Annotated in this window: 17 protein-coding genes; 10 read left to right on the forward strand and 7 right to left on the reverse strand. The window is 64.8% G+C overall.

All coding sequences use genetic code 11. From position 1 onward, the window contains the following. Positions 1-10: 10 nt before the first annotated feature. From ACFQZZ_RS04765 to ACFQZZ_RS04775, 3 genes are read right to left on the reverse strand one after another with little or no spacing between them, the layout of a single operon-like run. Entirely contained in the window at positions 11-1,039 is a 1,029-nt protein-coding gene (locus ACFQZZ_RS04765) for an AAA family ATPase (protein WP_378674481.1), read from the reverse strand. Further along, positions 1,029-1,451: a ribulose bisphosphate carboxylase small subunit gene (locus ACFQZZ_RS04770; RefSeq protein ID WP_378674483.1), complete on the reverse strand. Its 423-nt coding sequence runs from the start codon at positions 1,449-1,451 to the stop codon at positions 1,029-1,031. Before ACFQZZ_RS04770 ends, ACFQZZ_RS04765 begins: the two co-directional genes overlap by 11 nt. Positions 1,452-1,476: 25 nt before the next feature. Next, positions 1,477-2,919, reverse strand: a complete 1,443-nt coding sequence (locus ACFQZZ_RS04775) for a form I ribulose bisphosphate carboxylase large subunit (protein ID WP_378676362.1) — start codon at positions 2,917-2,919, stop codon at positions 1,477-1,479. Positions 2,920-3,048: 129 nt separating this feature from the next. On the opposite strand from ACFQZZ_RS04775, the gene ACFQZZ_RS04780 reads away from it, so the two are divergent. After that, on the forward strand, positions 3,049-3,918 hold the full coding sequence (locus ACFQZZ_RS04780; protein WP_378674486.1) for a LysR family transcriptional regulator: 870 nt from the start codon (positions 3,049-3,051) through the stop codon (positions 3,916-3,918). 95 nt (positions 3,919-4,013) lie between these two features. After that, positions 4,014-4,694 (forward strand): hypothetical protein, encoded by a 681-nt coding sequence (locus tag ACFQZZ_RS04785; protein ID WP_378674489.1) that lies wholly within the window; start codon positions 4,014-4,016, stop codon positions 4,692-4,694. Between the two features lie 131 nt (positions 4,695-4,825). Here the strand turns inward: ACFQZZ_RS04785 and ACFQZZ_RS04790 are convergent, their stop codons facing one another. Further along, the gene (locus ACFQZZ_RS04790) at positions 4,826-5,209 is read right to left on the reverse strand and encodes a hypothetical protein (protein WP_378674491.1); all 384 of its coding nucleotides are present in this window, start codon (positions 5,207-5,209) and stop codon (positions 4,826-4,828) included. A 453-nt stretch (positions 5,210-5,662) separates the two neighbouring features. On the opposite strand from ACFQZZ_RS04790, the gene ACFQZZ_RS04795 reads away from it, so the two are divergent. Next, positions 5,663-5,791, forward strand: coding sequence for a hypothetical protein (locus ACFQZZ_RS04795; RefSeq protein ID WP_378674493.1), 129 nt, complete (start codon positions 5,663-5,665; stop codon positions 5,789-5,791). Positions 5,792-6,021: 230 nt separating this feature from the next. Continuing rightward, positions 6,022-6,894, forward strand: coding sequence for a class I SAM-dependent methyltransferase (locus ACFQZZ_RS04800; protein ID WP_378674495.1), 873 nt, complete (start codon positions 6,022-6,024; stop codon positions 6,892-6,894). Here the strand turns inward: ACFQZZ_RS04800 and ACFQZZ_RS04805 are convergent. Genes ACFQZZ_RS04805 through ACFQZZ_RS04815 form a run of 3 tightly spaced genes read right to left on the reverse strand, consistent with a single transcriptional unit; the run spans position 6,885 to position 10,139 of the window. Continuing rightward, positions 6,885-8,153 carry an FHA domain-containing protein gene (locus ACFQZZ_RS04805; RefSeq protein WP_378674497.1) on the reverse strand — a complete coding sequence of 423 codons (1,269 nt, stop codon included), beginning with the start codon at positions 8,151-8,153 and terminating at the stop codon, positions 6,885-6,887. The genes ACFQZZ_RS04800 and ACFQZZ_RS04805 overlap by 10 nt on opposite strands. Then, positions 8,150-8,593 carry a hypothetical protein gene (locus ACFQZZ_RS04810; protein ID WP_378674500.1) on the reverse strand — a complete coding sequence of 148 codons (444 nt, stop codon included), beginning with the start codon at positions 8,591-8,593 and terminating at the stop codon, positions 8,150-8,152. Before ACFQZZ_RS04810 ends, ACFQZZ_RS04805 begins: the two co-directional genes overlap by 4 nt. 4 nt (positions 8,594-8,597) lie before the next feature. Beyond that, positions 8,598-10,139, reverse strand: a complete 1,542-nt coding sequence (locus tag ACFQZZ_RS04815) for a hypothetical protein (RefSeq protein ID WP_378674503.1) — start codon at positions 10,137-10,139, stop codon at positions 8,598-8,600. A 196-nt stretch (positions 10,140-10,335) separates the two neighbouring features. On the opposite strand from ACFQZZ_RS04815, the gene ACFQZZ_RS04820 reads away from it, so the two are divergent. The 6 genes from ACFQZZ_RS04820 (at position 10,336) to nuoE (ending at position 14,851) form a co-directional block, all read left to right on the forward strand. Next, the gene (locus ACFQZZ_RS04820) at positions 10,336-10,671 is read left to right on the forward strand and encodes a hypothetical protein (RefSeq protein WP_378676365.1); all 336 of its coding nucleotides are present in this window, start codon (positions 10,336-10,338) and stop codon (positions 10,669-10,671) included. Positions 10,672-11,019: 348 nt separating this feature from the next. Then, on the forward strand, positions 11,020-11,388 hold the full coding sequence (locus ACFQZZ_RS04825) for an NADH-quinone oxidoreductase subunit A (protein ID WP_378676367.1): 369 nt from the start codon (positions 11,020-11,022) through the stop codon (positions 11,386-11,388). Between the two features lie 61 nt (positions 11,389-11,449). Then, the gene (locus tag ACFQZZ_RS04830; protein ID WP_328402372.1) at positions 11,450-12,004 is read left to right on the forward strand and encodes an NADH-quinone oxidoreductase subunit B family protein; all 555 of its coding nucleotides are present in this window, start codon (positions 11,450-11,452) and stop codon (positions 12,002-12,004) included. Further along, a complete protein-coding gene (locus ACFQZZ_RS04835) occupies positions 12,001-12,774 on the forward strand; it encodes an NADH-quinone oxidoreductase subunit C (RefSeq protein ID WP_378674507.1) in 774 nt (257 codons plus the stop codon). The genes ACFQZZ_RS04830 and ACFQZZ_RS04835 overlap by 4 nt, the downstream gene beginning before the upstream one ends. After that, positions 12,774-14,141 carry an NADH dehydrogenase (quinone) subunit D gene (nuoD, locus tag ACFQZZ_RS04840; RefSeq protein ID WP_378674510.1) on the forward strand — a complete coding sequence of 456 codons (1,368 nt, stop codon included), beginning with the start codon at positions 12,774-12,776 and terminating at the stop codon, positions 14,139-14,141. Before ACFQZZ_RS04835 ends, nuoD begins: the two co-directional genes overlap by 1 nt. Further along, on the forward strand, positions 14,138-14,851 hold the full coding sequence (gene nuoE / locus ACFQZZ_RS04845) for an NADH-quinone oxidoreductase subunit NuoE (protein WP_378674513.1): 714 nt from the start codon (positions 14,138-14,140) through the stop codon (positions 14,849-14,851). The genes nuoD and nuoE overlap by 4 nt, the downstream gene beginning before the upstream one ends.

A 14,851-nucleotide genomic window follows, 5' to 3' on the forward strand; every position in this document is an offset into this window, starting at 1 on the left:
CTCGATCTCGTCAGGCGGGGGCCCTTGCGGTCGGCCCGTCCGGCAGCTTTGCGGCCCCGAACACGCTGCTGCCGTATATATCTCGGTCGGTCAGCGTGATCAGGTCGGTCTTGGTGAGCGGTCGCCGCAGCTCGACCAGGCGTTTGGCCTGGCGCAGTCGGCACCGATCGAGCGCGTTGCGGACGCTGCGCGCGTTGGAGAACCGCGGCCTGCGCATGCGCAACGCGAGGTATTCGGCGAAGGCCGATCGCGCGGGCTCGTCGAATTGAAAGTTGTCCCGCGCCACCATGATCTCGGCGATCCCCAACAGCTCATCGTGGGTGTAGTCGCTGAATTCGAGATGATGCGCAACCCGCGACGACAGCCCCGGATTCGCGGAGAAGAAACGCTCCATCCGATCCGCATAGCCCGCGAAAATCACGACCAGACTCGCACGTTCGTTTTCCATTTCCTGCAACAGGATCTCGATAACCTCTTGCCCGTAGTCCCGTTCGTTTTCGGGACGGAACAGGTAGTAGGCCTCGTCGATGAACAGCACACCCCCAGCCGCCTTCGCCAGTGCCTCTTTCGTCTTCGGTGCGGTGTGCCCGATGAACTGACCGACCAGGTCGTCTCGGGTTACGGTGTGCACCTTCGGTTTACGGATGTAGCCGAGGGCGTACAACATTTCGGCCATCCGTAGCGCGACGGTGGTCTTGCCGGTGCCAGGCCCCCCGGTGAAGCTCATGTGCATGGTCGGCCGCGACGCCCGCAGCCCGAATCGCTGACGCGCCCGGTCGACCAGCAGCAGCGCCGCGATCTCCCGGACGCGCAGCTTCACATTCGCCAAGCCGACCAGCTCCGCGTCGAGCCTGGTCAGTACGTCCTCGACGTCATTGCCCGCGATATCGGTCGACAGGTCGAGCACCGCGGCATCGTCGAGGACCTCGGCGTCCGCGTCTTCGAGCGTTACTGCCTCGGGCGGCACCGCCCGAACCGGCCTGGGATCGTCGACCCCAGGCCGGTGCAAACGGAAACCGCCGGCCCGCTCAACCGCCATACCGCGTCCCAGGACGGTCGTTGGTGGCATAGGAATGCAGACCGTAGGTCTGCCGCCGATCGGCTCCTTCGTTGCGGGTCAGCAGGAACCCCGGCTCGTCGGCGGGCCGCTGCACCAGGAAGCTCAGTGCCGTGGTCTGCCTGCCGTAGCGGGCGTCATAGGCCAGCAGCCGAATATAGTGTCGCGGAAAGGTTTTCCGGCAGGCGTCGAGCTCGACCAGCACGCCGTCGGGCTCGTCGAGATCGAAAAGCGGCAGCCCCCACATTTCCCAATAGGCATTGCGCGGATGCGGGTCATCGGTGTATTCGATGGACACCGGCCAGTTGTTCAGCAGCGCGTAGCGCACCTGCGCGGCGATCTCCGCATCGGTGAGTTCGGGCAGGTACGAGAAGGTTCCCTGACGCAGATACATGGCACGTCCTTCGGAGATTTCGGCCTCAGTGGCTTGCCGTCGGCACGGCGTCCGGGGCATCGGTGGAGGTGTAGTCGAAGGTGACATCGCCCCAGGTCGCCAGCGCGACATCGAGGGGCCGACAGGATTCGGCCGCCTTGCGCAGCACATCCGGGCCTTCCTTCAGCAGATCGCGACCCTCGTTGCGAGCCTTGACGATTGCTTCCAGCGCCACCCGGTTGGCTTCGGCGCCTGCCGCGATGCCGAGCGGGTGACCGATGGTGCCGCCACCGAACTGCAGCACCACATCGTCACCGAACAGATCGACCAACTGATGCATCTGGCCCGCGTGGATACCCCCGGAGGCCACCGGCATCACACCGGGCAGGCTCGCCCAATCCTGATCGAAGAAGATGCCGTTGCCCAGGTTGGCGGGAATGTGGTTCTCCCGCAACGTGTCATAGAAGCCGCGGGTGGTGGCCGGATCACCCTCCAGCTTCCCGACCACGGTCCCCGCGTGCAGGTGGTCGACCCCGATCAGCCTGCACCATTTGGCCAGTACCCGGAAGCTGACACCGTGCGTCTTCTGCCGTGTGTATGTCGAATGACCGGCCCGGTGCAGATGCAGCAACAGACCGTTGCGCCGCGCCCAGTGCGACATGGACTGCATAGCGGTGTATCCCACTGTCAGGTCCATCATGATCACGACACTGCCCAGTTCCTTGGCGAACTCGGCGCGTTCGTACATGTCCTCCATCGTCGCCGCGGTGACATTGAGGTAGTGGCCCTTGATTTCGCCGGTCTCCGCCATGGCACGGTTGACGCCCTCCATGGCGAACAGGTACCGATCGCGCCACCGCATGAACGGCTGCGAGTTGATGTTCTCGTCGTCCTTGGTGAAATCGAGGCCACCCTTGCACGCCTCGTAGACCACTCGGCCGTAATTGCGTGCAGACAGACCGAGTTTCGGTTTCACCGTCGCACCGAGCAGCGCTCTGCCGTATTTATTGAGGTATTCCCGTTCCATGACAGTGCCGTGCGGCGGACCCTGGAAGGTCTTGACATAGGCGACCGGAATGCGCATGTCCTCCAGCCGCAGCGCCAGCAGCGGTTTGAAGCCGAATACGTTACCGATGACGGACGAGGTGAGGTTGGTGATCGAGCCTTCCTCGAACAGGTCGAGGTCATAGGCGATGTAGGCGAAGTACTCCCCCGGCCGTCCTGGCACCTCATCGATCCGGTAGCACTTGGCCTGATAGCGCGAGTGCGCGGTCAGCCGGTCAGTCCACACCACGGTCCAGGTTGCCGTGGATGATTCGCCCGCGACCGCGGCCGCCGCTTCGATCGGATCGACGCCCTGCTGTGGCGTGACCCGGAAGACGGCGAGGACATCGGTGTCCTTCGGCTCATAGTCCGGCGCGTAATACCCCATCGATGCATAGGATTGGACACCCGGATCCCAGCGGTCCCGTTCGGTTTCCTCGGCCATCATTCCTCCAGATCCTGAGGGTGTGCGCCTTGCGATTTCCAGGATGACGGGGTGGACGACGACAAACAATTTGATTGTTTCTCCGAATACTCAACGGTTTCTTTGAGTTTGGTACCGTGGAATATGGGTATGGTGAGTGCGTCGCGGATGGAAACATTCCTGGCCGTGTCTCGCCAGGGCAGCATCCGCCGCGCCGCAAGCCAGCTGCACATCACCGAGGCGGCCGTGTCCGCGGCGGTCGCGCACATCGAGAAGCAACTCGGCGCGAAGCTCATCACCAAATCCGGTCGCGGCATCATGCTCACCGAGGCCGGGCGGGTCTACGCCGAGTACTGCCGCACCATCCTCGGGCTCATGAAGGAAGCACACGCGGCGGTCCGCCGCGCCGAGACAGGGCGGCTACGTATCGGAGTCGTCGCCACCGCCGGTGAATACGTGCTGCTACGACTGCTCGCGTCTTTCCGCAACCGCTACCCCGACATCGAGCTGAGCCTGTCGGTCCACCCCCGCGATGTCCTCTTCCTCGAATTGCACCACCACGAAACAGATCTCGTCATCGCAGGCCGTCCCCCACGCGACACCGGCCTCGTCATCCGTGGCCGGCGAGCCTGCCAACTCGTCGTGGTCGGCGCCCCCGAACACTGCCCCGACCCACTCCGCAGCACCTGGCTGCTGCGCGGCCGCGGCTCCGGTACCCGAGACGCCACACTGAACCTGCTCGACCGACTCGAAATCACGCCACCCACTCTCACCCTCGGCAGCCACGGCGCAGTCCTTGCCGCAGCCCGCGAGGGTCTCGGCGTCACCCTCATGCACAGCGATGCCCTCGTCGGTGACCTCGAAACTGGTCTGCTGCAAGCACTTCCGGTACAAGGCACTCCACTCGACCGTCCATGGCACGCCATCACAACCCGAACCCCCACGCCAACCACTCGACTGTTCCTCGCCCACATCCTCGACCCGGCAGAGGTCGGCGCAGCCGCCTTCCACCCGGGGTGAGGTCACGACATCGCTGCGTTACCGGTCTCGGACCGACATCCCCAGCTTCTTCGCACCGGAAAGGCAGCACCGGTGCCATATGTGAGCATGAATCCATGAGCAACCGGGCGAGCCTCGTCAGCGAACAGACCGCGGAGCTGGCGATGGACTACGGGCAGTTCCTTATCAGTGGCGGCGCGGGCGATCTGGATAACCGATCTGATTACTACGAATTGGAACTGCTCGACCAAGCGATGGCATCGCGACCGTGTGCGGGAGACGGCATCACGGTGATGGTGCTCAGCCCGCACCAGAACAATTTCGCTATGCCGGTGACGGTGCAGGTATGGGACGCCCGCCCACCGGCCGATCGTGACGCCTGGCAGCAAGTGTGCGAAGCGCGGTTGCAGATCGGCGATGTTGGAACGCTGTTTCTCGAATCACCGACCCTCGATATGATCGACGCTGCCCAGGTACCGGAGGGCGCGTATCTGCTCGAGGTCAGTGGGACCGGCTTCCTGAACTACGGGTGGCCGGGAAGCACCACTCCCGGGGACCGATGGCGGATCCGTCTTTGGCCCGACGACGGCAGCGATCCATTGCCACCGCAGCTGTGGAGCATGCCCGGATACGGTGTACCAGAGAATATTCCGATTCCGGAGCACACCTCGTCGACGGACGACGAGGAATCCACCGTCATGGTCGAGGTCGAGCGCATCCCCGAACTGAAGGCGCACATCGAACTGAAGGCGCACCTGCACGCACCGCCCGCAACCACCCGCGAGCAACAGGAATAACTCCGCGTCGAGCGGGGCCGGAGCGCCGCGCACCCTTGGGTGCCCGGCACTCAGCACGGCCGAATTCTGACCGATCCGAGCACATGAGGGCGGTGGCTGCGAACAGCCGCCGCCCTCAACGTTTTTCGCGCCTATTTCGCCGTGGGCGCCTCGTCGGGATCGACCAGGTTACACACACAGAGCTGGACGTTATGAGCCAGGATGCCACCGAAGTAGGTGTTGCAGAACTCGAGGTACCCGACCGGGTCACACTGATGCGCATGCCACGCCGAATCGACCTCGAGGTCGTCGGGGAGGTAGTTGCCCTGCATGCCGCTCGCGCGGTACCGCTGCAGCGACGCCCGGTAGCGCTCCACCCGATCGGCAATCTGATCCTCGGTCAGCGCCGAGGAACCGGGCCAGAACAGATGCCCCCAGCGCAGGTTCTCCTCGAGGTTGGTCGTGTCGAAGTCCGCGGGCGGAGCCTGGGTCGGATCCGTCAAATCCGCCTTGGGTGCGTTGATCATTGCAGTCATGTTCGTACCTCGATTCGCAACGGACATCCACCGGGGCCGGTCGACCCCGGCATAATGTTGTTCCTGCATCAGATTCGATCTTTTGCCATCACGCGTCAACCTCCCAATTCCCCAGTCTGGGAACATATTTCGAACTCACCGGTAGGTACTTGATCGATCTTGACACCAAGCGTCGGTGTGGTCTACAACGCACTCTCTCGCGCGCTGTTGCAGTATCGACCGGCGGGCTGTGTCGCCAGCATGGTTCAGATCCATTGCCGCGCTTGGACATAAGAAAACGAAGGTGCCAAATGGGAGCCGAAGCTACTGCCATGCACCATGATTGGATGATCGAGGAGCGCTGGTGCGCCCGTCAGGAGGCGGCACCGCGGCAGGCGGTTCGCGTTTACCCGGCTCGACCCGCGGCGCACCGCACTGATCCTCGGCGCGCGATGCGAGCACGCTCGGATTCCGGTGGCGGACGCCGATGCCGCGCCACGCGACTACGAGCACAACGCCACACTGCACACCATCTATCGGTCATTCGGAGATGTGCGCCCGACATCCGAGGTACTCGAGCTCATCGAAGCGGGCCACGAATGATCGGGCGGTGAGGTCCGGGGGGCGTGCACATCCCGGACCCCACCCGATCGGCGATCCAGCGACTATGAAGTCGTCGGGTTGCGAAGCCTGCTGTGACGATTGTGGACCACATACGGCCTGAGCAGCGGGGTTCGCTGTTACAAGCCGGTGAATATCCGTGTCGGATCGTTAACGCGGGTAGCGGTGTGGCCTTCCCCGGGTCCGGCACCGTGCTGTGCAAGACTGCCCGCATGGCTGGCGAGGACCCGCTGATATCGAACGTGTCCGATACCGCGCGTTGGGTGGCGGCGTATCGCGCTGTCGAGAGCGCGCGACCGGATGCCCTCTTTCGCGACCCGCTCGCCGATCGACTGGCCGGAGAACGTGGACATGCCATGGCGGCGGCCGCACCACGGATCATGCGCAATGGCTGGCCGGTGGTCACTCGGACCAAACTCATCGACGATCTCATCGCGACCTCGATCCAGCAGGGCTGCGATCGGGTGTTGAATCTCGCCGCCGGTCTCGACACTCGGCCCTATCGCCTGAACCTGCCGGAAGACTTCGTGTGGGTAGAGGCTGACCTGCCGGCGATAACCGCGGAAAAGGGCACCGCGCTGGCCACCGAGACGCCCCGCTGCGCTCTGATTCGCCGCGGAGTGGATCTTGCCGACACCGACGCTCGCGCGAAGTTCCTCGACGAGGCGCTCGGTCCGCTCGGTCCGAATGCCGCGACCACCACCAAGGCACTGGTGCTGACCGAGGGTTTGCTGATGTACCTCGACGAGGACACCGTCGCCGATCTGGCCCGCGCATTGGCTCGCCCCGAGATTGCCTGGTGGCTGGCCGACATCACCGTCGGCATGAAACGCATGCGCAGCAACGCGTCGATCTTCGAGAACGCGCCACTGCGTTTCGAACCCGCGAACGGCATCGCGTTCTTCGACGACCTCGGCTGGCAATCGCTCGAGGTCGAGCACCTATTGGTGCACGCCCGAAAGTTCCATCGGGCGCCATGGTTCCTGCGGCCGTTCACCTACCTGCGGCAGCCGGACCCGCGCAAGCCGGGTCGGGCACCGTGGTCCAGGGTTGTGCGGATGCGGCACCGCGCGGCTCAGAACTGAGTGTGCTGTGAATCGAACGTCAGCACGCGACCGCCGAGCAGTACCTGCGCGCCGGCGACGAGCGTGGTCGGATGTCCCTGAATCGTACGGGTCCACTCCTGTTGGCCGGGCCGCCTGACGAAGGTCCCGTTGGCGGAGCCGTGGTCGACCACGGTGACGTCCCAGTTGACGAGTCGAATCTCCGCGTGCGCCCGCGACATTCCACCCGAGCTGTCCGCCAGCCGGATCGGCCGCGCGCCCCGCGCCACCGCATCGGCATGCTCCGGTTCCCGGCCGAGCACGCAATCGGTGTCGAGCACGATCGAGGTGCCGTCGTCGAGCAGCAGCAAGCCGAGCGGCGGCCGGACACCGTCGGTCAGCACGCAGGTCAACTGATCCATCCGGATCCCGCAGACAGCACAGAACGACACCCGCGGATCGTTCAGATGATGACGAGAACACTTGAAGCCCTTGACGACGGCGCCGGGGCCGACTCCGCGGGCCGCCTCGGCAACGGCGCGAGCCACCACCTCTGCGGCTGGCACCAAGGTCTCCTCGAAATCCTCCTCGAACACCGGGTCCGGTCGAGTAACGGGCTCGGTGTCCAAGGCGGACGCCGATCCCGCCGGGGCCGCAGGCGACACCGCCTCGACGGGTTCCGCTGCGACAGCCTGACGTTCGTCCTCGGCCGCCCGCCCAGTGCCCTTACGCAGCACCGGCCGCTCCGACGACGCGGCATTCCCCGCCACACCGGACTCCCCCGACCACAGCACCACCCCGGCTCCCGGCACCGTCCCCGCACCCAACGCGTAGATTCCCCGCCCACCAGGCAGCGACTCCCGACTCGCCCCACCCTCGTCCACGAACACCCCGACCCCGATCGCGGGCGCGGGCATCACCACACGATCGACCGTGAACCCGGCGTCTCTGCCCCGCAACACCTCCGACCGATCGGCGCCGACGACCACCGCTGTCACCCCGCCGTGCAGGAACACCGCAAGCCCGGTCTCACTCGGGGTCAGCACCCCGAACTCCACCGAGTCCTCATCGTCCAGCCCCATCAACCAGTTCGTGGCAAGCCGCGCAAACACACGCCCGCTGGGCCGTTTCTCCTTGCGCCCAGCCTCGTCCACCAACCCGAGCAGCGCCGTCAATGCCTGCCCCGCAGGCGATGCCACCGTGGCAGGCGTGTCGAGACGATGCGCGACAACGATGATCACCCCGTCGGAATTCGCCACCAGGTGCGCACCGCCCGGCAGCACTTCCAGCTGCGAGGTCACAGGAATCGCCCGCCCTGCAACCGCCACCGGTGGAACACCAACCGCATCGGCCCGTTCACGATGAGCCAGAACACCATCCACGTCACGATGAACTGGAGGAGAAACGCCGCGAGCGACGGATGCAGATTTCGTGGCAGCACCAGCGTCGTGGAGTGCACAAGGAACCACATCAGCGCACCCTCGTTGACGATGGTGACGAATCCGAACAGCGTGGGCCAGTCCTTCTCCCACCGGAACTGTTGCAGAAAATGGTAGAGCAATTCCCACAGCACGCCGACGAGAACGGTGCCGAGCAGCACCGACAGCGTCACCCGATAGGCCTGTCCCAGCGACAGCGAACCGGTCGGCAACACCGGTGTGATCACCAGAGCGACGACGAATCCGATAATGCCGAGCGAGAGAATACGGGTCTGGATTCGCCCGTTCAGGGTAGGAAGCATTGTGTCAAATCTTCTTGTTCGTCACCCATGACCACCACTGACGCGTCGACCGCAGCGGACCCATGCGATGGCAGAATCCCACCGCGGCAAGGTCGTCAGCGATCTCCTGCGCGGCGATCTGCAAGCCGAGAAAGGTATCCACCCCGACGAACGGACCACCCAGCGTCGCGGAACCCGATGCATAAACGCGTCCGGTGCCACTTCGCGTGCCGATGAGCTCGAAGGTGGTGTCCACATCGAGCCTGCCGACCGGATTGCGTCCCGCCCCGGCATGGTCGAGCAGATCCGCCAGCAACCGATGCTCCCGGATATCGGCCTCCAACCCGGTGCAGTCGATAATGTAGTCCACCGTCATATCGAACGGCCGGGTCGGCGGCGGGAACGGCAGCGGCGCGTTCGGATCCGGATCGACGGTGGTGACCACGCCGGGCCGCCCCGGTGCGGGCCGCAGATCCCGGGCCGTCCCGGCCATCACCTGGTACCAGCCTTCCTTCCGGCCGCGCCGCAGCTGTTCCTGCCACGAATCCCGGATGGGCGTATTGGTGCCGCTGAACTCCTTATATGCGCGGGCGCGTTCTTCTCCTTGCAGCGCGCGCATTTTTGCCTTCAACTGCCCGCCCCATACCGATTTCGGATAGTTGAAGCCCTGATACGCCCAGCCGTCACCGCCTCGTCGCCTGTTGAAGACATTCGGGCCGTGCGCCCCGGCCACATAGGTGCGGAACAAGTGCAGGATTTGCGTATTCAAACGGAACTTGTCGCGGTCGTCGATGAGCCGCTGCAGTACTCGGCTGGCCACAATGCCGCTGCCCCTGATCATCACCGAGCCCGCCCTGCGCTGCAAGGCCTGATAGACGTGCTCGTGCGGCTCGTAGGCATTGACCACCCGAGTCGGATCGCGATATGTCTCCCGATACTCCTGTAGATCCGGCAGCAGCTTCAAACCCGGATATCCCACACCGATATGGACATAGTTGCTGCGAAAGGCCAGCCGCTTGGTCGGCGTCCGGCCCGATGGCGGGGTGAGGATCGTGAAATAGCCGCCGCCGTTGCGTTTGCGCACCATGCGAACGTGCCCTTTGTGTAAAGAGCTCGCATAATCGATGCGATGGAATTCGCGCTCCATCGCCACGAACGCCTGCCCCGCCTTCGGCGTGTAGTAGTTGGCGAAAATCGGCTCGACAAACACATTCCAGAGCGGTTTGATCGATCTGTCCGCGATCGCCTCACGCACCGCGTACGAAGGGAAACCCCACATATTGTCCGGCGTCGAGCTGGAATCGCTGCGCAGCCGCTCACCGCGGGGAATCTGCGAGACCCGCGTGAGGTACTCGTAGGACGACCACGGCACCTGCTGTGGGCCGAGTACGGCCATCGATGCGGCAGGCACCCCGTAGATTCGGAGTGCGTCATAGGTGACGAATGATCCGATCCCGCTGCCGATGGTCACGAACGGTACGTCGATCACCGGGATCCCGGCGGCGCCGATCATGTCGTCGGTCCAGACGTCGGTATCGACGAGGGCCTGGGTGATATCTCCCCGCATGTGTCGGAGACTACCGGCGGGCACTTATGAAACTCTTGCGATCCGCAACCTCTCGCGACGCGCGAAGCAATCTATGCCAACCTGCCACGGCGGGCGCCCTCTCCGACGTACTATCCCCTCCGTGGCCGATACGGTTCGTTCGACCCCGCTGCGGGTCCTGGTGTACAGCAACGACGCCGATACTCGGCGCCAGGTCATGCTGGCGCTGGGCAAACACCCCCACCCTGAGCTACCCGGACTGGAGTACCTCGAGGTCGCCACCGCGCCGGTGGTGATCGACCAGATGGACGCGGGCGGTATCGACCTGGCCATCCTGGACGGCGAGGCAGCGCCGGCAGGCGGGCTCGGCATCGCCAAGCAGCTGAAGGACGAGATCGACCGGTGCCCACCGGTTCTCGTGCTCACAGGCCGTCCGGACGACGCCTGGCTCGCGAATTGGTCACGAGCCGAGGCGGCCGTCGCGCACCCGATCGATCCGATCCGGCTGACCGAGGCCGTCGTCGCGCTACTGCGCAACCGCTCCGCGGCCTGACCCGAACCACACCCCGTAGTCCCGGCAAGCGCCGGGACTATTTTTTGCATCCCTGAATCCGGCATCCGCCGAAATACCAGGTGAAGCCCTCATTACGGTGCACTGATTGTCACGTGACGACATCTCGATTACCCCCGTGTCAGTCATAAATAGCAGTCGCGAATTCGATCAAAGACCGCTTCGAAACAGGGCTCACCCAGGTGCGCCAGTTGTAGTGTGTGCCCTAGCTCACATGAGTGCGGACGCGGCATGAGACCCGCTACGGCAGGTCTCTACCCACCGAACCCGCGCTCACCCGACACGCTGACTCCAGCTCGCAGGAGGGGAAGTGCAGTAGTGAATATCGAAATGCCGACGCTTGTGCTCGGCGCGATCGGCGCTGCGTTCGCGGTCTTTTCCATAGTGATGGCCGCCCTTATCGGCCCGAAACGCTACAACCGGGCCAAACTGGAGGCGTACGAGTGCGGCATCGAGCCGACACCGCACGCCGTCGCGGGCGGGCCGGGAAACATTACCGGACAACGCTTTCCGGTGAAGTACTACCTCACCGCGATGCTATTCATCATCTTCGACATCGAGATCGTGTTCCTCTACCCGTGGGCTGTCCACTTCGATGCGCTCGGTCTCTTCGGTCTCGCCGCGATGGCGCTGTTCATCTTCAACGTCTCCGTCGCCTACGCCTACGAATGGCGTCGCGGCGGTCTCAGTTGGGACTGATACCGCGTCGGTCGTCTGCACGCCGTCAAGTCGACACAGTGGAAGTGAGAAGTAGTCCAATATGGGTCTCGAAGAAAAACTGCCCAGCGGCTTTCTGCTGAGCACGGTCGAGGATTTCGCCGGATATCTGCGCAAGGGTTCGCTCTGGCCCGCCACCTTCGGTCTCGCCTGCTGTGCGATCGAGATGATGGCCACCGGCGCCGGACGTTTCGATATCGCCCGCTTCGGCATGGAGGCCTTCCGAGCCTCCCCACGGCAGGCCGATCTGATGATCGTCGCGGGACGGGTCAGCCAGAAAATGGCGCCGGTGTTACGTCAGGTCTACGACCAGATGACCGAGCCGAAATGGGTGCTGGCGATGGGTGTCTGCGCGTCGTCGGGCGGCATGTTCAACAACTACGCCATCGTGCAGGGCGTCGACCATGTCGTGCCCGTCGACATCTACCTGCCCGGGTGCCCGCCGCGCCCTGAGATGTTGCTCAACGCGATTCTGGCACTGCACGCGAAGATTCAGGAGATGCCGCTCGGCGTCAATCGCGACGAGGCGGTCCGCGCCGCCGAGCAGGCCGCGCTGGCATCGACACCGACCATCCGGATGGAGGGTCTGCTGCGATGACCTTCGACTCCCCGGACAATACCGAGACCCGTCCATCGGAAGACCTGGCGGGGGGCGGGGCCGCTGGGCCGGAAGACACTGTCCCCGACGAAGAGTCGGCGTCCGCGGGTGCCGAGGTGATCGGCGTGCGCCGCGGCATGTTCGGTGTCAGCGGCAGCGGTGACACCTCCGGCTACGGCAAGCTGGTCCAGCCGGTCACCCTGCCCGGCAGCACCCCGGCACCGTACGGCGGCTACTTTGACGAGGTTGTCGACGCGCTGCACACCGCGCTCACGGCGACCGGCCTCGGCTTCGAGACCGCGATCGAGAAGGTGGTCGTGTTCCGTGGCGAGCTCACGGTGCACGTGCGCCGCGAACACCTGCCCACGGTCGCCCTCGCGCTGCGCAACGACGCCGCGCTGCGTTTCGAACTCTGCCTCGGCGTCAGCGGCGTGCACTACCCCGATGACGAGGGCCGCGAACTGCACGCGGTCTACCCGCTCATGTCGATCACGCACAACCGCAGGCTGCGCATCGAGGTGTCCGTACCGGACGCCGACCCGCATATCCCGTCGCTGTACAGCGTGTACCCGACTACCGACTGGCACGAGCGGGAAACCTACGACTTCTTCGGCATCATCTTCGACGGCCACCCCTCGCTCACCCGCATCACCATGCCCGATGACTGGCGAGGCCACCCACAGCGCAAGGACTACCCGCTCGGCGGGATCCCGGTCGAGTACAAGGGCGCGCGCATCCCGCCGCCCGACGAGCGGAGGACGTACAGCTAATGAACGAGACCGACATTCGGCCCGACGTCGCAGATGACGCCGGGCAAGACCCCGCTGAAGGAACAGCGCCGTCGCCTGCTGAGCCAACCGTGGTCACGGTGGCCGGACAGGATTGGGACCAGGTCGCCGAGTCCCTCGACGGTGCGGGCGAAGAGCGCATCGTCGTCAATATGGGTCCGCAGCACCCGTCCACGCACGGCGTGCTGCGGCTCATCCTCGAGATCGAGGGCGAGACGGTCACCGAGGCACGCTGCGGAATCGGCTACCTGCACACCGGAATCGAGAAGAATCTCGAGTTCCGGAACTGGACGCAGGGCGTCACCTTCGTCACCCGCATGGACTATCTGTCGCCGTTCTTCAACGAGACGGCGTACTGCCTCGGCGTCGAGAAGCTCCTGGATATCACCGAACAGATCCCCGAGCGGGCCACCGTCATCCGGGTCATGCTCATGGAGCTCAACCGCATCTCCTCGCACCTGGTTGCGCTGGCCACCGGCGGCATGGAGTTGGGCGCGCTGACCCCGATGCTGTTCGGTTTCCGAGAACGCGAACTGATCCTGGACGTCTTCGAGACCATCACCGGCCTGCGCATGAATCACGCGTACGTCCGACCTGGCGGGCTCATCCAGGACCTGCCGGACGACGGCGTCACCAAGGTCCGCGAGCTGCTGGAACTGATGCCCAAGCGGCTGCGGGACATGGAGAAGTTGCTCACCGCCAACCCGATCTGGAAGGCGCGCACCCAGAACGTCGGCTATCTGGATCTCACCGGCTGCATGGCGCTCGGTATCACCGGTCCGGTGCTGCGTTCCACCGGGCTGCCGCACGACCTGCGCAAGGCCCAGCCCTACTGCGGCTACGAGACCTACGAATTCGACATTCCCACCACCACCGGCTGCGACTGCTACGGCCGCTACGTGATCCGGGTGGAGGAGATGAAGGAATCGCTCAAGATCGTCGAACAGTGCCTCGACCGGTTGCGGCCTGGTCCGGTGATGGTGGACGACAAGAAGATCGCCTGGCCCGCCGACCTCTCGATCGGCCCGGACGGTCTCGGCAACTCCCCCAAGCACATCGGCAAGATCATGGGCACGTCCATGGAGGGACTCATCCACCACTTCAAACTCGTCACCGAGGGCATCCGAGTCCCGGCGGGGCAGGTGTACACGGCCGTCGAATCGCCGCGCGGCGAACTGGGCGTGCACATGGTCAGCGACGGCGGCACCCGACCCTTCCGGGTGCACTACCGCGACCCCTCGTTCACGAATCTGCAGGCGGTGGCGGCAATGTGCGAGGGCGGCATGCTCGCCGACGTGATCGCGGCGGTCGCCAGCATCGACCCTGTCATGGGCGGAGTGGACCGATGAGTGAGATTCTGTTGAAGCTGACCACTCGGCCCGAGCCGTTCCCGCCCTATGTGCGCGAACGCCTGGATGTCGACGCCAAGGAAATCATCGGCCGCTATCCGCACCCACGCTCGGCGCTGCTGCCGCTGCTGCATCTGGTGCAGGCCGAAGAGGGGTACGTCACCGGCACCGGCATCGAATTCTGCGCCGACCAGCTCGGATTGACCGGCGCCGAGGTGACCGCGGTGGCCACCTTCTATTCGATGTACCGGCGCACCCCGACCGGCGACTACCACGTCGGAGTCTGCACCAACACGCTGTGCGCGGTGATGGGTGGCGACGCCATTCTCGCCACCCTGCAGCGGCACCTCGGCATCCAGCACGGTGAAACCACGCAGGACGGTTCGATCACGCTGGAACATGTCGAGTGCAACGCGGCCTGCGATTTCGCGCCGGTCGTCATGGTGAACTGGGAGTTCTTCGACAACCAGACCCCGGAATCCGCCCAGGCACTGGTGGATTCGCTGCGCGCGGGCGAGCAGGTGACCCCGAGCCGGGGCGCGCCACTGTGCACGTTCAAGCAGACCGCGCGCATCCTGGCCGGATTCCCCGACGAGCGACCCGGCGCCGTGGACGGCCCGGCGGGCGAGGCCACCTTGGCCGGCCTGCGCGTCGCCCAGGAACACAACATGAATCCGCCTGCGCCGCAACCGAATATGGAGGGCGCCTGA

The organism is Nocardia sp. GCM10030253 (assembly GCF_042675075.1).
Lineage (GTDB): Bacteria > Actinomycetota > Actinomycetes > Mycobacteriales > Mycobacteriaceae > Nocardia.